This window comes from Salinisphaera sp. G21_0 (genome assembly GCF_017744115.1).
Lineage (GTDB): Bacteria > Pseudomonadota > Gammaproteobacteria > Pseudomonadales > Endozoicomonadaceae > Endozoicomonas.
Genome location: NZ_JAGHQW010000064.1, coordinates 12,393 through 28,420, shown reverse-complemented (window position 1 = coordinate 28,420; position 16,028 = coordinate 12,393). Strand labels below are relative to the sequence as shown.

Annotated in this window: 21 protein-coding genes, 1 tRNA gene and 2 pseudogenes; 6 read left to right on the top strand and 18 right to left on the bottom strand. The window is 50.8% G+C overall.

Features of this window, described 5'->3' with window-relative positions; all coding sequences use genetic code 11:
* The 6 genes and pseudogenes from J7439_RS27575 to J7439_RS21820 all read right to left on the bottom strand — a co-directional run.
* Positions 1-118, bottom strand: a pseudogene (locus tag J7439_RS27575) (IS982 family transposase); the annotation flags it as partial.
* A gap of 228 nt (positions 119-346) precedes the next feature.
* On the bottom strand, positions 347-643 hold the full coding sequence (locus tag J7439_RS21840) for a type II toxin-antitoxin system RelE/ParE family toxin (protein ID WP_209204112.1): 297 nt from the start codon (positions 641-643) through the stop codon (positions 347-349).
* Positions 640-903 (bottom strand): CopG family ribbon-helix-helix protein, encoded by a 264-nt coding sequence (locus J7439_RS21835; protein ID WP_209204111.1) that lies wholly within the window; start codon positions 901-903, stop codon positions 640-642. Before J7439_RS21835 ends, J7439_RS21840 begins: the two co-directional genes overlap by 4 nt.
* Positions 904-957: 54 nt before the next feature.
* Entirely contained in the window at positions 958-1,125 is a 168-nt protein-coding gene (locus J7439_RS21830) for a hypothetical protein (protein ID WP_209204110.1), read from the bottom strand.
* On the bottom strand, positions 1,122-1,265 hold the full coding sequence (locus tag J7439_RS21825; RefSeq protein WP_209204109.1) for a hypothetical protein: 144 nt from the start codon (positions 1,263-1,265) through the stop codon (positions 1,122-1,124). The genes J7439_RS21830 and J7439_RS21825 overlap by 4 nt, the downstream gene beginning before the upstream one ends.
* 2 nt (positions 1,266-1,267) lie before the next feature.
* Positions 1,268-1,531: pseudogene (locus tag J7439_RS21820) on the bottom strand (DNA cytosine methyltransferase); the annotation flags it as partial.
* Between the two features lie 90 nt (positions 1,532-1,621).
* On the opposite strand from J7439_RS21820, the gene J7439_RS21815 reads away from it, so the two are divergent.
* Together J7439_RS21815 and J7439_RS21810 are read left to right on the top strand one after the other, a co-directional pair.
* Positions 1,622-1,867, top strand: coding sequence for a hypothetical protein (locus J7439_RS21815; protein WP_209204107.1), 246 nt, complete (start codon positions 1,622-1,624; stop codon positions 1,865-1,867).
* 3 nt (positions 1,868-1,870) lie between these two features.
* Positions 1,871-2,260, top strand: a complete 390-nt coding sequence (locus tag J7439_RS21810) for a site-specific integrase (protein WP_209204106.1) — start codon at positions 1,871-1,873, stop codon at positions 2,258-2,260.
* 99 nt (positions 2,261-2,359) lie between these two features.
* Here the strand turns inward: J7439_RS21810 and J7439_RS21805 are convergent.
* Positions 2,360-2,444, bottom strand: a tRNA-Leu gene (locus J7439_RS21805).
* A gap of 434 nt (positions 2,445-2,878) precedes the next feature.
* On the opposite strand from J7439_RS21805, the gene J7439_RS21800 reads away from it, so the two are divergent.
* Together J7439_RS21800 and J7439_RS21790 are read left to right on the top strand one after the other, a co-directional pair.
* The gene (locus J7439_RS21800; protein ID WP_209204105.1) at positions 2,879-3,052 is read left to right on the top strand and encodes a Fic/DOC family N-terminal domain-containing protein; all 174 of its coding nucleotides are present in this window, start codon (positions 2,879-2,881) and stop codon (positions 3,050-3,052) included.
* Position 3,053: 1 nt separating this feature from the next.
* Positions 3,054-3,998, top strand: coding sequence for a Fic family protein (locus J7439_RS21790; protein ID WP_353623101.1), 945 nt, complete (start codon positions 3,054-3,056; stop codon positions 3,996-3,998).
* 505 nt (positions 3,999-4,503) lie between these two features.
* Here J7439_RS21790 and J7439_RS21785 read toward each other — a convergent pair.
* The gene (locus J7439_RS21785) at positions 4,504-6,648 is read right to left on the bottom strand and encodes a phage tail protein (protein WP_209204103.1); all 2,145 of its coding nucleotides are present in this window, start codon (positions 6,646-6,648) and stop codon (positions 4,504-4,506) included.
* 43 nt (positions 6,649-6,691) lie between these two features.
* Between J7439_RS21785 and J7439_RS21780 the strand changes: the two genes are divergently transcribed.
* Positions 6,692-7,180: a DUF29 domain-containing protein gene (locus J7439_RS21780; RefSeq protein WP_209204102.1), complete on the top strand. Its 489-nt coding sequence runs from the start codon at positions 6,692-6,694 to the stop codon at positions 7,178-7,180.
* Here J7439_RS21780 and J7439_RS21775 read toward each other — a convergent pair.
* The 10 genes from J7439_RS21775 to J7439_RS21730 all read right to left on the bottom strand — a co-directional run bounded on the left by J7439_RS21775 (position 7,177) and on the right by J7439_RS21730 (position 14,043).
* A complete protein-coding gene (locus J7439_RS21775) occupies positions 7,177-8,805 on the bottom strand; it encodes a hypothetical protein (protein ID WP_209204101.1) in 1,629 nt (542 codons plus the stop codon). The two genes, J7439_RS21780 and J7439_RS21775, sit on opposite strands and share 4 nt — an antisense overlap.
* A gap of 6 nt (positions 8,806-8,811) precedes the next feature.
* Entirely contained in the window at positions 8,812-9,573 is a 762-nt protein-coding gene (locus J7439_RS21770; protein ID WP_209204100.1) for a hypothetical protein, read from the bottom strand.
* A 27-nt stretch (positions 9,574-9,600) separates the two neighbouring features.
* Positions 9,601-10,206: a hypothetical protein gene (locus tag J7439_RS21765; RefSeq protein WP_209204099.1), complete on the bottom strand. Its 606-nt coding sequence runs from the start codon at positions 10,204-10,206 to the stop codon at positions 9,601-9,603.
* Between the two features lie 41 nt (positions 10,207-10,247).
* Positions 10,248-10,619, bottom strand: coding sequence for a hypothetical protein (locus J7439_RS21760; protein ID WP_209204098.1), 372 nt, complete (start codon positions 10,617-10,619; stop codon positions 10,248-10,250).
* 11 nt (positions 10,620-10,630) lie between these two features.
* Positions 10,631-10,984: a hypothetical protein gene (locus J7439_RS21755; RefSeq protein WP_209204097.1), complete on the bottom strand. Its 354-nt coding sequence runs from the start codon at positions 10,982-10,984 to the stop codon at positions 10,631-10,633.
* On the bottom strand, positions 10,984-11,589 hold the full coding sequence (locus J7439_RS21750; protein WP_209204096.1) for a hypothetical protein: 606 nt from the start codon (positions 11,587-11,589) through the stop codon (positions 10,984-10,986). Before J7439_RS21750 ends, J7439_RS21755 begins: the two co-directional genes overlap by 1 nt.
* Positions 11,590-12,243, bottom strand: coding sequence for a phage adaptor protein (locus tag J7439_RS21745; RefSeq protein WP_209204095.1), 654 nt, complete (start codon positions 12,241-12,243; stop codon positions 11,590-11,592).
* Between the two features lie 3 nt (positions 12,244-12,246).
* Positions 12,247-12,564, bottom strand: a complete 318-nt coding sequence (locus J7439_RS21740; protein ID WP_209204094.1) for a hypothetical protein — start codon at positions 12,562-12,564, stop codon at positions 12,247-12,249.
* A 107-nt stretch (positions 12,565-12,671) separates the two neighbouring features.
* Complete coding sequence (locus J7439_RS21735) at positions 12,672-13,616, bottom strand: hypothetical protein (RefSeq protein ID WP_209204093.1); 945 nt, start codon at positions 13,614-13,616, stop codon at positions 12,672-12,674.
* Between the two features lie 202 nt (positions 13,617-13,818).
* On the bottom strand, positions 13,819-14,043 hold the full coding sequence (locus tag J7439_RS21730) for a hypothetical protein (RefSeq protein WP_209204092.1): 225 nt from the start codon (positions 14,041-14,043) through the stop codon (positions 13,819-13,821).
* Between the two features lie 910 nt (positions 14,044-14,953).
* On the opposite strand from J7439_RS21730, the gene J7439_RS21725 reads away from it, so the two are divergent.
* On the top strand, positions 14,954-16,027 hold the full coding sequence (locus J7439_RS21725; RefSeq protein ID WP_209204091.1) for a glycosyltransferase: 1,074 nt from the start codon (positions 14,954-14,956) through the stop codon (positions 16,025-16,027).
* Position 16,028 lies beyond the last annotated feature (1 nt).

Here is a 16,028-nt window from a genome sequence, read left to right as displayed (position 1 = left end):
GCGAGAGCTTCGATATAACCAGAGGCTTTTTGGTATTGCAGATAAGCCGCTTATGCCATTCTGGTTCAAAAACCAGACAGAAATCATCAACATCACAGAATACACTGGTCATAGACATGGGAGCCTCTGGTTAGCTATCTGTGGATTGCAACCGAAAGATAGTTAAACAACCGGGGTTCCCTTGTCTTTTCTTGCATCGAACTCACGTTTTTTATAGTGGTTCAGTTTGGGAGTGGCAGATACTAAAAACCCGGCAACAGGGCCGGGCTTTCTGGAAGGATTCAAGCAACGGGAAAGTGAGTGATCGGGTACTTTCCCAGCATGAGTTTTCACCGTACTTTTACTCTCACTCTGAGTCAAGGCTAATCTCATCATCTTCCTTCTGATGCCATATCTTCAGAATCAAGACCTCACGGTCGTCAGCAAGATAGCGAATCTTGTAATCCCTGATAATCAGGTCACGCAAACGGGGATTCAGTTTATCCCCTACCAGAACGCCCATGTTCGGTTGATGGCACAGGTTGTTAATTTTCCTGACCAGATACTCCGCCATTCGCTGTGCTGCTGGCGGATTTTTTTCTGCAATAAACTGTCTCAGTCGTTTCAGGTCATCAACGGCACTCCTGGAAAACCTGAGTTTCATTCAGGTGCCTCCAGCTCATTATCACTGCCCCAGCTTTCCAGCCATGTCATCACGGCGTCACCATCTACGGTGTCTCCCCTGCGTACCTGATCCAGTGCTTCCAGGGTCTCGTCCCACTCCTGCATTTCACGGGCATGTTTCTTGATGTACTCCCTGACCGCTTCGTTAATGAGATAGTTGCGGCTACGGCTCAGCACTTTAGCTAACTGGTTTAACGGCTCTTCAATATCCTGATTCAGACGAACGCTGGATACACTCATACATGACCTCCTTTTGGTGTATTACATTGTAGTACACTTAAGTTCGGCATGCCGTCAATAGGGTTCATGCCGGATAACCCCGGATTGCTCCAGCAAATCCTGAGCCTCATCCTCGGCCAGCCGGATCAGCTCATTGCAGACCTGACGACACTTCTGCTGCCAGCGGTAAACCGTGCTTTCCCCCTTACCCTTGATCTGAATCTTCCCCTTGGCCTGCCTCAATTCCGGGTGCTGCGATGCTCTGGTGCAACCGCTGTCTTGCGATAACCGGCGTTGATATCCCACTGCCAGCTGGCGGTTTTTATCATCAGCTCCGGCGTTCCAAAGATCCGCATCAGAGCCGGTTCCAAAGCAAAGTACATGGTTAACTCAGTGCCGTCTGGATACGATTTCCGATCCAGCGCATTACCGGAACGGCCATGGAGTTACCAAGAGCCTTGTACCTCGGACCATCAGGACACTCTTCAGCCGGTTTGTTTTTCCAGGGAATAGCGCTGAACCCATCTGGGAAACCCTGCAAACATTCGCATTCAACGGGAGTTAATCGACGTATAGCTAACTCGGCTTCACCACTGGAGGTACTGGCAACGGCGTGTTTATCACCGGCGGTTAATGTGTTCATCGGGTTTTTAGAGCGCAGATTAAGGTGCAGTCATGCCTTATCAGATGTCAAAAGTCGCCCTTCGCGTATGAAAAGTATTCTGATAAGCTCGGAGCCGTGGCCATTGCACGCAAGTTATTCTCCAGTGCCTGGAGCTGGGGCAGAAGTCATCTGGAAGGAGTTCCACCCAACCCATCGCTGGACTGCGAAGCATTGCCAAGACCGAATCGGCAGGATGTGTACGTCAGCGATGAAGACTACGCCTGCGTTTACTATCTGGCCAATCCGTTCTGGAAAGCGATGATGGAATCTGCCTACATCTGTCGTGCAAGACGATCCGAACTGATAAACATGAAGCGGTAACTGTTGGAAAAAGGAATACAGCTAAAACGGAGCAAAGGGTCGCTGGATGAAATCACCCTCTGGACACCACGACTGAGAAAAGCGTTAAAACTGCTGGATGATCACAACAGCGGCGAAAAATTTGAATACATGTTCGGTGCGCCCAACGTCGTCGTCAAGAGAGGCATCCAGATGTCGCCGGGGCAAAAAATGCACAAAAACACGTTAGACAGCCAATGGCAAAAACTGATCAACCGCGCAATAGATGAAGGACTGATTGCCGAGAAGTGGCACTTCCACGACCTGAAAGCCAAAGGCGTATCTGACCACGAAGGATTAGTATCAGGGCATAAAACGCTGGAAGCGAAGAAAATCTATATCTGGAAAACTCAGGAAGTACAGGGTACGAGGTGATCGAAAGGAAGAGCTAAAAAAGGAAGAGAAATGAGAGAAGATATCACCGGGCAGCTGTCCGGTTTTTTGCCGCTAATTACACGACATATCTTTGAGAATTGGTGCCCAGGAGAAGACTCGAACTTCCACGACCATACAGTCACTAGCACCTGAAGCTAGCGTGTCATCCTTATATTTCAACAACTTAGCTCAAATCGTTTTAGGAAAAAGTGCGCAAGTGTGTATTATTTTTCGATATTTTGGCCATTTTTTTTAGGAAAAATTTTCATGAAAAATACCTTCTGGTTACCCAGCGAAAGTGGTCATCTAAACGACAGTATTCAACACTGAAAGATATTTTCTCTGATCATCGCCCATACCTGCGAAGCGTTTGCTTCACGCTTCTTGGCATTACAAATCGCATTTTACAATCCACCCAGTGCACAGCTCGTAACCAACAAAAAGGGGCAGACAAATTTTTTCCTGTGGGCAAACCTGTAAAAGCCCCAAATTTATAGAACGCTTAATCCGTCGATATGGCCAGATATGCTATCCGGATATCCGTACGTCACCCCGTATCATACACACCTATGCCGCGCTACAATCAAACCCATAATATTGGCTCAGGATACCAACAGGATGCCCCCTTATCAGCCAGATACACTGCCCCTGGAGAATATTGACTTTCGCGCCTTGTTTAGCCTGGTCGGCGAGGCAAACGCTGAGCTTGCCCGGTACGATGGTTTGCTACAAGGGATACCAAACCCTGCGGTGATGCTCTCGCCACTGACCACTCAAGAGGCCGTACTCTAAGATTGAGGGTACTCAGGCCACCGTTGATGAGGTACTGGAGCAGGAGGCAGGGCTGGAGAAAGAAGGCGAGAAATTCAAGGATATCCAGGAAATTTCAAACTACCGCTCTGCCCTGTTTCAGGCCAGTGAACACCTGAAAGCTTATCCCATCCGTTTAAGCCTGATCCGTGAGTTGCACAGCATACTGCTCAACAGCGTTCGGGGACAGAATAAATCTCCCGGTGGATTTCGCAACGATCAGAACTGGATTGGCCGGGCGGGTTGCTCCATGGAACAGGCGACATTTGTGCCTCCCTCACCACTGCGATTAATGGAGCACCTTGAGGCCTGGGAACGTTATATCGATTATGATGACTGCGACTTTCTGCTTCAGGTCGCCGTGGTACACGGGCAATTCGAACTGTTACATCCATTCAAGGATGGTAATGGCCGGATTGGACGCATCCTGATCCCACTATTCCTGTACCAGAAAAAAATTCTCTCCGAGCCTATGTTCTACCTGAGCGAATACCTGGAAACCCACCGTGACGAATATTACCAGCGTCTCCAGGCGATCTCTTCAGAAGGAGACTGGAATGGGTGGATTGCCTTCTTTTTGCGAGCAATCACCCTTCAGGCCAGGGAAAACAGTGCGCGGGTGAGAAACATCATGGGGCTGTATGAACACATGAAGCATCAAATTCAACACATTACCCGTTCCCAGTATTCTGTTCATTTACTGGATGCGCTGTTTAGTCGCCCCATCTTTCGCACCACGGATATTATTCAACAGTTTGAAGAAAAGTACGGCATTCATCCCAAAACCACCCCGGCTTTACTCCGTCAACTGCGCGATGCCGGGATTTTATTGGAAATCAAATCGGCTTCGGGAAGGCGTCCTGCGGTACTTTGTTTTGCCGAGCTGTTAGAAATTACTGAAGGTCAGAGTGTTTTCCAACGCACATAACGGATAGCTCTGAATTCGCACGCCTTTTGAGGAGTGGAACCTCTGATTCAGGCTCCACAAACCTCGTTGAGGGGTTTGGAGACTCCTCAAAACTATTTGAGGAGCGTGATATAAAATTTAGGCTCCACAAGCCTCATTGAGGAGTTTGGAGACTCCTCAAAACCATTTGAGGAGCGTGATACCAGATTCAGGCTTCACAAGTCTCGTTGAGGAGTTTGGAGACTCCTCAAAACCATTTGAGGAGCGTGATACCAGATTCAGCCTCCATAAGCCTCGTTGGGAAGGTAAGGATTCCACGGCATAAGTTAATGAGCGGAAAATTTAATTCAAAGTAACCGGACATCCTTGCTAAATGAAAACTTCAAGCTTTAAAAAAGCTCATACCAATCAACATATTACTTCCGGTAAGGGGCATTGCCGGTCAGGCCGTAACTGTGGCCGGAGTCAGGTGTCCCTACACGGGTGTAGCCCTGTGATCGTGATATGCCCATGGTTATTCTCCTGTTTATTCGCCGGTAGCGGTCCAGTGGATAATGGCATCTGAAATGCTGACATCGATGGCACCAAGGTCATAAGCCGTGGTGTCCCAGTAGAAGGTGTTGTCGGGGGTGTTGCTCACTGGCTGGGGACGGCGATAGTAGACAGTGGCAGCGAGTCTGCGGATATGGACATAGGCAACACTGGTTGGCACATAGGGGGGATCGAAGGAACTGCCTGCGGAGGACTGACCTTTATAACCAGCCCGTTCTGCCCAGACCTCTACTTCCGGGTAGACCTTGCCGTCTTTGTAAACGTGGTCTTCCCAGCGCATGGAAATATCGTTGAACTCCACGCTTTCCCAGGCTGCATTGTCGTCGTACAGATATACCAAGTTGTTGGAGGTGGTTTTTTCGTAGGTGTTGTAGCCACCTACATCGTTGGGGATGCGCACCCTGGCCCGACCTTTGGCAATATCGGTTCCCCAGACATTACTTTCATAGAGGTAGAGGTTTCTGACCTCCAGCCGTATATCCACCCTGGCAAAAAACAGGATTTTGGTGATTTCCCAGCCAGTCAGAGCCGGGTTATTGATCGCAATACTATGGCGTACTGTCTGTGCAGAACCGTTGGGACTGAGCGTTTTCTGCCAGTCGTTGCCTCCCCAATCCTCATTTTTGTAGTCGTAGATGACTTCACCACTGTTGAATGTACCCTCACGGTCTTCAGCAAAAAACTGCACCCCCACGTCATAGTTTCCCTGGGTCAGGGTCTGGCTGATCTCAAGGTCGTGAGTAGTGAACTGGTCAATTTCCACGGTGACCGACTCGCCATCAATCCAGTCCCTGTTGTCCGGGCGATACTTCAGGGTCATGGTGACCTTACGGTTCTGCCAGGTGCCGCCACTGCCAGTGGACCGACTGCTGGCAACACGCCCTTTCACCGTCACCTTTTTTACCTGATCAGTGTCGTAAGCAAACCATTGCGCGTTATTGCCAGTTCCCTGATAGATTTTGCCGTTGGCCTCGGTTTTGCTGCCATCGGCCAGCAGCAGTCGGGCATAGGGGAAAAACACCCACGCGCCTTCGATAAGGCCATAGGGCTGGGGGGTAGTGTGGTAGAGTTCCAGCCGCTGGGACTGGTCAGGATAATCAGCGTTATAGACGGTAATGTCGCGGGGATAGAGGTTAATAGTGGGCTGGCTTTTAAAATACGCAGGAACGATCACTGCCTGACCATTTCTGCCGATGCCGCTTTCCGTCCGGCGTACCTCTTTATACCGAACGTGACCGGCCCTGGCAGTGTAAATATAGGACTCGATCCGGCCTTGTTTCAGCACCAGATAGTCGTTAGTGGCAATACCGCCACTGCCGGTAATCACCATCTGGCCAAACCCATCGCTGCCGGTACTCAGCTCGATAGAGCCCTGACCAACCGTGAGTGCCGTGCCGTTTTGCAACTCACCGGACTGAAGCTGGCTGATATTCACCGGCCCGTTCACCGCCAGATAGCCGTTGAAGATCAGCACATACTCCGGCTCTGCTTCGGTGCCGATATTGCGCACTGAAAATGGCTGTTCTGAAAGCTCCGGGCTCTCCAGCATCAGGTCGGCCAGATTAATGATGGCCGTTCCCTGACCCGCTGTTCCGGCCAGTGCATTAAAACCGCCGACCTGGCCGCCACTGTTGACGTGGCGCACCCAGTAATAGTGCCGGGTGGTGTTGCCGGTGACATCGGTATAACGGCTGCCATTGGCTTCATGGACCAGAGAAGCCTGTGCTCGGTCATCAATCTGTGCTCGCCACACTTCGGTGTGATTATGACCGTTGTAAGCCGGGGCATCCCATTGCAGGATTACGGCACCAAAAATGCCGTTGGTGGAAAGCCCGGTGGCAGCGGTGGGTGCATCCGGCGCTGTTACTCCACTATCTCCATCACCATCTACCGGGACCGTAATTTCTGGCTGAACCGGTTTCAGGGTATCGGTAATGGACCCCACAGCAGAGGCAGGCAAACTTAACCGCTGACCTATTTCTTTGGCCAGCCCCAGTTCAGCCAGCTCGCTGTGCAGTACTGCCTTGTCTCCGGCATTGCCGCTGCGACCGGCCAGGCGGTTCAGAAACTCGCGCACGTAGCGGTCTACGCTGGCAGGCAGTGCGGGAAATTTAGCCATGGGTAACCTAGAATGGTGAACAGTAAATAAAAGGATGCAGGCAATGCAGAACAGCAAAAACAATCTGTACAAAACAGACCGTTTCCAGTGGATCGAGCAGCAAAAAGAAAAATTCCGTAACGGCCAGTATGACCAACTGGACATTGACAACCTGTTCTGGGAAATCGAAAGCATGGGCAGTGAACTGGGTACGCTGGAACACCGTCTGACCACCCTGATCCTGCACCTGCTCAAGTACGACTACCAACAACGGGTTGTGAACCCTCTATTGCCAGAGCCCTATCAATGCCGTGGCTGGCTGAAAACCATCGACCGGACAAGGCTGGCCATTGATACGCTGGTCACCAGAAACCCCCATATCAGGCCAAGAGCAGAAGATCAGATTGCTGAAGCCTTTCCTAAGTCGAGGCGACTGGCTGTGCGGGAAATGAACCCCTACCTGCAAAAACATCAGCAGGTAGTAGAATCTGACTTCCCCGACCAGTGTCCATGGTCTTTCGACCAGATGATGAAAGAAGACTGGCTACCCTAAAGCTCTGCCATCGAGCTGGCAATAATCACGGCAGTCACCGTATCCGTACCTGCCAACTCAAACTGCCAGCGACTGCCCCGTCCTGCGGGAAGCCGGAAGCCCCGGTCAGACGTGACCGGCAGTTCCAGAATTTGCTGTTCATCCCGAAACACCCTTAGTACCAGGTCGGTATAGCTGTCGGCCATGATCCGGGCAGAACTGAACAGGGCAGGCTTACCTTGAAATACCTTACTGCGCCACCGATAAGGCATCAGGCCCGTGCCTTTGTCCCACGCCTTGATGGTGTTGCCAATGGCCAGATACAGACTGTCATCTTGAAGATCACGGTAACAGGCGTCGGCGTAAGTGCCGAGTTCGGTAAAGGTGCCGCTGTCCGGGCTGAAGATAAAACCGCCGCCATTGGCAGAATCACCGTAGAAGCCAAAGTACCGGCCATCATGGAAGCAGGCATGAATGGTTTCCGGCTTGAACCGTTGCCGCCAGTCTTCCGGGTTGATGATGTTACGGGTCATCAGCTCTGCCCGGCCGCCAGCGATCCGCACCAGACCATCGGGGGAGGCATACAGTGCCATATCCCCCATATCCACCATGCTACGTTTGCTGATGCAGGCGTGTGCCGAATCGAGCCGTTCCAGGGTCATGGCGCTGGGTTCGGTACCAAAGGCCACATAGGGATAGCCATCAGTGGCAATGATCACACTGTTGGCAGCCACCGCCAGTGACTGAATGTCATACTCCACCGCCAGCCGGTAAGCCGCTGGCCAGGCGTACAAATGGTAAGGTTCGCTGAACATCAGCTCCTTGCCGGAGAATCCTGCCGCCACGCCACCGGGCAGCACCACCATGCCTTGCAGGTTATTGGGTGGTGCAACCCAGCCGATGGTTTTCAGGATGCCACCACGTTGATCCAGTGGCGTTTGATCCACCACGGAGGTGACACCCACCGGGGTATCGGTGGCCACCGTTCCGGCATTGTTGATCCGGGTGCAGAGCTGGTACACGCCGATCTGGGTACTGGTGTAAGTCCGGTAATGGGTAATATTCAGGTCCACGGCACCGGGACCTGAACCCACGGTAATGTCCACCGTTTCACCGGGTTTCACCACAATCTCCCCGGAGGGTAGCGATGGCGGTCCTTCCCGTCCGTTTTCGTCTACCCAGGTATAGGTATAGAAACGGGTTTCGGCATCGACTTCTTCAGCGTCATCCAGCGGTGTACCACTGAGCGTCACCACGGGGGCCACGTCCGGTTCCGGCAGCCCAAGCTGATGGTCATTGACCGGGTAGTCACTGCCACCACTCAAGGCCAGGCCGTTATCGGTGTAGCGGGGACCTTTCACCGTGCCGGTGTAGTAAACCCGGTTGTTGGGATCGTCGGCCACGGGGGAGCGGATCACGTCCACGTCCGTGGTCCAGTCGAACCAGTATCGGTTGCCTTCATTGCGATAGAGGTAGATGGACTGCGGCGTTGCATTCAGGGCCTGTTCATCGGCAGGGGTGTAGTAGGCTCTCAAGCTGCCATTGGTCAACCGGCAGTCAATGGCCGCCTCTGCCTGTGTGTCTTCCAGCAGATGGCTGTCCAGCCAGGGGACTTCACCAGTAAAGGAAGTGATGTCGAGTTTCATGCAGGCTTATTTCATCAGGCCGTAGAGGTGGACGGTTCCATCTATGACATCCGAAACACTGCTGAAAATCTTCAGCCCCGTCATTTGACCAGACCATTCGCAGGATAAAAAAGCAGACCGATAAGGGCCGTTAGCTGTTTCCAGATGCGCCTGGATTGATCCAAGTCCACCATTAATCGGCGGAACGATATTGATCTGTCCTGTCATGTGTAAGCTGGAAAATTCTTCATCTATCAGCTTGATACCCGAGTAATCTTTTACCATTGGTGTCGAAGTGCCATCATACGCGATCACTGAGGTTCTGAGCGAACCGTACCCGTCCCAATAGCTATCGCCAGCTCCCAATGACTGCACACCGATGCCAATGTGTTTCTGGATAAACTCACTGCTGTCGATATATATATTCTGTAGCACAAGCATGAAGCACGAATATTTAGTGTGATCCAGCAGACCATCAAACTCAAATTCGGTTGCGTTGTGTTTGGTCGATGAACTTATCAGTTTCATATCAGTTCCCTCGTCTTCCTGATAGACAGTTCCGTGCTCCAATGCGTCGATACGTGCCTGTAGATTGGCCACAAGGTCTTCAAGCCCTTCAATGGAACTCATGGGTGAAGACTGTGGATTTAATGGCGCTACTACCCCATTCACCAGAGCGTAAATAAGGCCATCAGCGGTATTGATAGCCACCTCCCCCGACGCAAGGTCAGAGGCCAGTGGCACCTTGCCCGGCGTAGCCGAGCTTTTCAGTTTGATGGTGTTAGACACAGGCCCATTCCTTTTGTTGCTGCCGGATCAGAAAGTGCCGCCATCCAGGGTGACACCATCAATAGAACCACCTGTGATACTGACACTAGCTGAAGACTGAAGCGCCATAGTATTCAACCCCAGATTGCTTCGGGCAGTGGTGGCGTTAGTCAGATCCGCCAGGTTCTGGCTTTTGGACATCTTGCCAGAGACTTGGGAAGTCAGGCTGCTGACGGCATTGGCGTCATCGTTTAACGCTTCGGCCAGTTCGTTAAGGGTATTCAGCGCAGCAGGAGCACCGGCAACAATAGAGTCAACACCAATCTGAACCCGTGCATCCACCTCGGATTCCGTCAACCCTTGCGCACTGCCTCCTGTGGCCGACACCACACCACTGCCATCAATCGACAGGCCAGTACCTATTTTAATGGCTCCAAACTGCGAGGCAGTGGCAGCAGGCAGGTAGTTGTGCATATTGGTGGTCAAATCGGTCACCGTGTCGGTGAAATCCTTACCACCAATCGTGTCAATACCTGAGCCGTCAACACCAATATACAGCTTGTCGGACGCCTCCGAGTAAGCCAGCTCTCCGGGGGATAGAAAACTCGGCTTTGCAGTTGTTGTACTGCGCTTGATCTGGATTTTCGTTGCCATAATGGACACTCCTGTCTCAGGCGTTTGATAAAAGACAGTGGCTAGAAACTGCCACCGTCCAGACTGGTGGGGGCATTCTGATTCACAGAGTCCTCCACCGATTGATGCAAGACCACCATTTCCTGTTTCAGGGTGGTCAGTTGCAACTTGTCGGCGTCGTGGGCATCGTGCCAGCTTTTGATCTCGTTATATCGCTGGGTAATGTCCGTGTTGATCTGCCGGTTTTCCGTAGTCATGCCCCATAACGAGCTGGACAATGTTTCAGCCCGCTCTGAAGCACCTTCGATCAGCGGCAGGCCGTTGCCTATAGCTTCTTCTATGGCAAGCCGGTCTGCGACAATCTTTTGCTGCAAGGCTGCAACAACGGCCACATCATTGACGATGTTGGTAACAACGGTGGCTTCAGTGGTCATACCTGTTTCTCCTATCCAAGTGCGTGGGTAACCCCGGACTGAATCTCCACCTTACCGATAGCGATGGTCGATACGGCACTGCCATCCGGGGTAATCAACTGCAAATCGTATTCGTAGCGGTAAGGTGTCAGCTCGTTGGTGTCTTCCGGTGCCAGGTAAATCACTGCCGTCGTACCGGATACCGTCATCCGTTTTTGCAGCACGGCATCGTCGTCCGGCTGCATCCGGTGAAATTTCAGGGTAAAGATCAGCGTCCAGCCGGTCAGGTCCTGAAGCTGGCCATCATCTCCCTCGAACGCTATCGGGATGGCATAACTGTCTCCCCGTAAAAAGGCAGGCAGTTGCTTTTCAGTTGGCATGGCCATCAGACAAATCTCCTTCTCGTCACCGATTGCTCACCGCCGCTGACACCCACCAGACCACGGATACGCTTACGGTTGAGTTCCTTCTCGTACTTCTGCCGGTTCACCTCACTGAGCTGAGGATTCGTCCAGGGTTCATCGGGCATCATCTGCAAATCAGCCAGTACGCCCCAGCAGGCGAACTCAAGAGTCAGGTTGCCTACTTCGTCCGGTATTTCCGTGGCGTCAAAGGCAGGCATCAGGGTCAGCTCGATATCGTGCATGGCGTCCTTGTCCGGGATCGGGGCAACGTGCAGGGCCGTGGTTTCAACATGGCGGTAATAGTAAGGGGTGCCGGCGGAAAGGTAAGGGGGGAGCAGGTCACGGCTTTCCAGCCGGGTGCCGTCTTCGCGCAGGATATTCTGCACCGTGGCGATGTCGCTGCCAGCGGGTGCGGCCAGGCTGTAATCCTTGATCCCCTTGACCATAAACAGCTTGTCATGGTGTCGCCAGATATTGGCCCGGTGGCAAATGTCCCGCAGGGTGATGATCAGGTAGTTCTTGATCACCTGATCCGGGCAGCTCTTGGCATACGGGCGTATGCGGGAAAGGTAGGCGTCCAGTTTCATTTATCCCTCCACCTTACCCTGAAGCATCTGCCGGAACATTTGATCCACGTTCCACTTCAGCCCCAAATCATTGGCAAACATGGCCAGATAACTCTGGGCCTGCTGCATATTGGCCTCAGTCTCCATATCCATGCTGAATGCCCTGAACAGCATGTAATTGATCACCGGGTTCAACCACAAATCATCCAGACTGAATACCTGGGTGTCGGTAGCAAAATCGGCAATCACAATCCGTGCGGGTGCCTGGCTGACCAGCAGATTGAGCGTATGGTCGGCAGGGGGCACAGGGTACACATAAAACACGGACGGGCTTTTCTGGTCGTAGACGTACTGCTCCACGTCTGTTCCGGTGGCTGTCGTCCAGTTGGGCAGCAGACTGTCAAGGCTGCTGCGGGTGGTGGCGATCACCGTCCGGCCTGATGCCGGGTTATCCACAATATCCAGCAGTCGGTAGGTGCCAAGTGGCAGCGACTGTACTGCCTGTGCCTGACAGGTATAGGCCAGTAACTGCGAGTTCACATCCGGCCGGTTCTGCACCACGGCCAGCAGCGCTTCGTTATAAGCATCCAGCAGGTCACTGTTAGTCCAACGTGGCACAGCTGTGTTGTCCTGAAGCAGGTTGCGCACCCGCTGGATGATGGTGATAACCTTCATACCCTATAGCCGGTTACCCTGCTGGTCACAGAACTCCAGATCTACCCCCATTCGTTTCTTCAGCTTGGGGTTGTAGATAAAGACGCTATTGGTGTTCTTGTTCAGTACAAACTGCAGAGGCTTTTTCCCGGCCTTGGATGAAGTTGTCGGCTCCTCCGGCTCTTCTGGCTTTTCCAGCAGGTTATCACCATTCATCAGTAAGCGAACTTCATCTTTTAGCTCATCCAGCTTCTTGCGCTTGTCCAGCTCCACGTTAAACATCTGCCGGGCGACGGATTCCAGTTCATCCTTGCTGCGGCAAGTTTCCAGATCAAAGGCCATGTTTTAGTATCTCCATGAAAAGCTTTTCACCACAAAGGCACGAAGGCACAAAGAAAAGCTTGTGTCTTTTCCTTCGTGTCTTTGTGACTTTGTGGTTCAAAAAAAGGTTAAGAACGCTTGGCAGCCAGCAGCACTCCAGCATCCGGCTTCAGCACCTTGTAGCCATACACCTGCAGCCCACGGTGTCCCATGCCGAAGTGCTTCTCCAGCGTCAGGCTCTCATGCTTGATAAACTGCGAAGCAAATCCGGCGAAGTCCTTCACCCCGGCCATGCACTGGGTAACACCGGAAGCAGTAGCCAGGTTGTTGCTGCAATAAAGCGTGAACCGGTCAATGATGCCCAGGCGGCCATTTCGCATGATGGAGGTACCATCACCGGCCAGCGAAGCATCCTTCAGCTCGGACTTCTTGATCATGCCGCACACCCAGGGTGGCAGTACCAGCCAGCGGCCGGACTCGGGAATGTTCTTCTCGTCCAGCAGGGTGCCCATATCGACGATGTAATCCAGCACATTGGACTTATCCACAACCACGCCGGTACCACCGCCGTCGATCTTGTTATCTGGATGGACATCGGTATAGATATTCCCAAGTACATCGCCGTCTACCGCGATCTTCACGTTTTCTGCTGCATCAGCAGAAGACTCGTTGATCAGCTCGATATTGGACTGGACACTCTGGATATAGTCATCAATAAAGGCGTAGTACTTGGTCTTGTCGATGGGCATTTCCACCTTGGGTGGTTCCAGATCCTGATACTCAACCCCCACGGCACGGTCATAATCCGCTACCGTGATATCAGGGCGGGTACGGATCACTACCTTGGAGCCTTCCGCCTGGATCTCACCTTCCCAGTTGGTGTTGCAGATAGCCGACAACACGGTTCGTTTATAGAACTTTGCGTTGAGCTTTTTGGAATAAATAACGGACAGGGCATTTGCCATAGCCCCCGTTGGGAAAGGTAAAACAATATAATTTTTATACTCCTGTGAAATATAACCTATTCCCGTATATGCGCAAGGCGTATATTTAATGCCCATCGTCCACGTCATCTATGGCATTTGCCGTAACCTGATCATAGAAAAACACTGAATAATACTTGTCAAAAGAAGGATTCTATTAGGGGGTTCATGAGGGATCACTGCAGGAATGATGCTCCGCGAAAGGCATCAATCATCTCGTCTTGAGAAACAACTGTGAAAGGATACCGCGTTAACTCTTAAAGGTTCATCAGGCATATTCAAACTGCGCTTTCTAATGCCTATGTCTCCAATAATAGTGGGCGCTGTTGGGAAGGGTACCCAAAAACTCTAAAGCAGCAATTTTTGCAGTTTCAGCGTCAGGATAATTGATGCTACCAAAGTAAAAATTCTTCCCGTAGGCTTCAAGCCGCCAACGCCAACCCAGTCTGGTTTCCTCATATTCCAAATGGTGAGCCGGAATGTTTTCATCAAACCATAATCTCTGCTCTGGTTGCATAGCACTGTCCATATATCGCTATTTATTCGTATTATCCATAAGCTGAAAACCAGACTAATACCTGTTTATTTATACAGTAAATAATTTTCTAAAATCACTATCCCCCCTTTTCAACAACTATCAATGCTATCAATAGCCAGTCCCGGATCAGCCATCATGGATATACCAAAAAGAAGCTCACGTGAACTAATGTGCAGCAAAACATTCATTCAATATTTAGAAAAATATCGGCTAAAAATCAGGGACAATTAAGCGAGGAATAAGTAAACAGGGAAACCCCAAGTATTGAATAAATTAGCCCCAGGCCAGTCATTCAGCCACCATCGCTTACTGTTTCACTGTAGCGGTTCTGTCGAACAGTCATCCATTTAATGCAAAATCAATGTCGGTTATTCCAAAAAAATATACGACATTTCCTGTCAGAACAAGTGAACCAATTCTATAAATATTAGACGCTTACCAGTGATGATTGACCTCATCTTTGACTTGGAAGGCTTTCCCCTCACAGTTCACTGATGAGATCAGTCTGGCTTGGTACATTTCTGGAGACCATGCTGGTGAGCGTTTGAGCATGAGTCTTGTTTTGTCCACATGGCAAACGGAACTTATTTTTTTACAACGAAGACATGAAGCCATTTTTATCTGTCTGGGTGGCTTCTGTTGGCTTGGTAAAAATTTAAATTAGTGTTGCGGTAACTCACTTAAGCCGACTGGCGGTAGCGTGGCTGAGACTAAAGATCAAGAGTTACCCTTTCAATATAACTGAAAATTGCTTAAGTCGAGTCTTGGTTAACAAAAGAAGCATATGTGACAGTTTACATGCCAAAATTTTGCTTTGCCTTTGCATTGAGGTGGTTGGGCTAATTTCCCGCCATTGAAAGCCAGGTCTTAGCGACGGAGTGGAAAGGTTATGTTTTCAACGACTCCCCCTGCTGCACAAATTTTGTGGCGTAATGCTAACGGAGACGATTACCACTCTGAGCCAAAACCGTTTGTCCAGAGTGGCATTCCGCACGCTTCCAGGCACCAGTACAAGGGAATTAATCCCAGGAATGATAGCGGCAGACAGCTAGCCATCATTCTTGGTTACTACAATGGTGAGCCATACCTTTGTGAACAGCTGCATTCGATCTTTAATCAAACTCGCCCCCCCTCACACATTTTCATCTCTGATGACGGCTCTGACACCGAACTCAGTCCGGAATTACTTGAGGATCATAAGCTTTACTCAGAAAAAGTCAGCATCGGCGTCAGGCCAGAAAATACTGGGTTCGCTAATAATTTCTTAAACGCCTTAAGCTACATTGATGAGCCGTTCAAGTACTTTGCCTTTAGTGACCAGGATGATGTCTGGCATCCTGACAAGCTTGAAAAGGCGTTAGATACTCTGGAACAGTACCCCGAGAATAAACCGGCACTTTATTGTGCGCGCACCGTTATCACCGACGAAACCTGTAACATTATTAACGGTATTTCACCGTTGTTCAGTAAACCACCATCTTTTGCTAATGCCCTTGTGCAGTGTATTGGCGGTGGTAACACGATGGTATTCAACAAGGCGGCGCGGGATCTTATCGTTGAATCATCATTAAACACAGAAGTTGTTTCCCATGACTGGTGGTGTTACCAGATCATTTCAGGTGCTGGCGGCATCGTTATTTACGACCGGGAACCTTGTCTGAAATACCGGCAACACGCAAATAATCTGGTTGGCGCTAACAAGAGCTGGAAAGCTCGCTTTATTCGAATCTTCGGTTTGTTTCAAGGACGATTCCGCCGCTGGAATGATATTAATCTTTCTGCACTCGTTAAACACAGAGCGCTACTCACACAAGAGAATCAAAATTATCTGGACAATTTTGTAGCGGCCCGGCGCTCAAATTTTATTAAACGTTTCTTTCTGTTCTGTCGCTCCGGCATCTACCGGCAGACACTGTTCGGCAACCTCGGCCTGCTCTTGGGCATCACCATTAACAAGGTCTGAG

Bases quoted from the DNA above. Each gene is read 5' to 3' on its own strand.
- J7439_RS21840 (WP_209204112.1), bottom strand. From the start codon at position 643: ATGAAACTCAGGTTTTCCAGGAGTGCCGTTGATGACCTGAAACGACTG.
- J7439_RS21835 (WP_209204111.1), bottom strand. From the start codon at position 903: ATGAGTGTATCCAGCGTTCGTCTGAATCAGGATATTGAAGAGCCGTTA.
- J7439_RS21825 (WP_209204109.1), bottom strand. From the start codon at position 1,265: ATGTACTTTGCTTTGGAACCGGCTCTGATGCGGATCTTTGGAACGCCG.
- J7439_RS21800 (WP_209204105.1), top strand. From the start codon at position 2,879: ATGCCCCCTTATCAGCCAGATACACTGCCCCTGGAGAATATTGACTTT.
- J7439_RS21785 (WP_209204103.1), bottom strand. From the start codon at position 6,648: ATGGCTAAATTTCCCGCACTGCCTGCCAGCGTAGACCGCTACGTGCGC.
- J7439_RS21780 (WP_209204102.1), top strand. From the start codon at position 6,692: ATGCAGAACAGCAAAAACAATCTGTACAAAACAGACCGTTTCCAGTGG.
- J7439_RS21775 (WP_209204101.1), bottom strand. From the start codon at position 8,805: ATGAAACTCGACATCACTTCCTTTACTGGTGAAGTCCCCTGGCTGGAC.
- J7439_RS21765 (WP_209204099.1), bottom strand. From the start codon at position 10,206: ATGGCAACGAAAATCCAGATCAAGCGCAGTACAACAACTGCAAAGCCG.
- J7439_RS21760 (WP_209204098.1), bottom strand. From the start codon at position 10,619: ATGACCACTGAAGCCACCGTTGTTACCAACATCGTCAATGATGTGGCC.
- J7439_RS21755 (WP_209204097.1), bottom strand. From the start codon at position 10,984: ATGGCCATGCCAACTGAAAAGCAACTGCCTGCCTTTTTACGGGGAGAC.
- J7439_RS21750 (WP_209204096.1), bottom strand. From the start codon at position 11,589: ATGAAACTGGACGCCTACCTTTCCCGCATACGCCCGTATGCCAAGAGC.
- J7439_RS21745 (WP_209204095.1), bottom strand. From the start codon at position 12,243: ATGAAGGTTATCACCATCATCCAGCGGGTGCGCAACCTGCTTCAGGAC.
- J7439_RS21740 (WP_209204094.1), bottom strand. From the start codon at position 12,564: ATGGCCTTTGATCTGGAAACTTGCCGCAGCAAGGATGAACTGGAATCC.
- J7439_RS21735 (WP_209204093.1), bottom strand. From the start codon at position 13,616: ATGACGTGGACGATGGGCATTAAATATACGCCTTGCGCATATACGGGA.
- J7439_RS21730 (WP_209204092.1), bottom strand. From the start codon at position 14,043: ATGCAACCAGAGCAGAGATTATGGTTTGATGAAAACATTCCGGCTCAC.
- J7439_RS21725 (WP_209204091.1), top strand. From the start codon at position 14,954: ATGTTTTCAACGACTCCCCCTGCTGCACAAATTTTGTGGCGTAATGCT.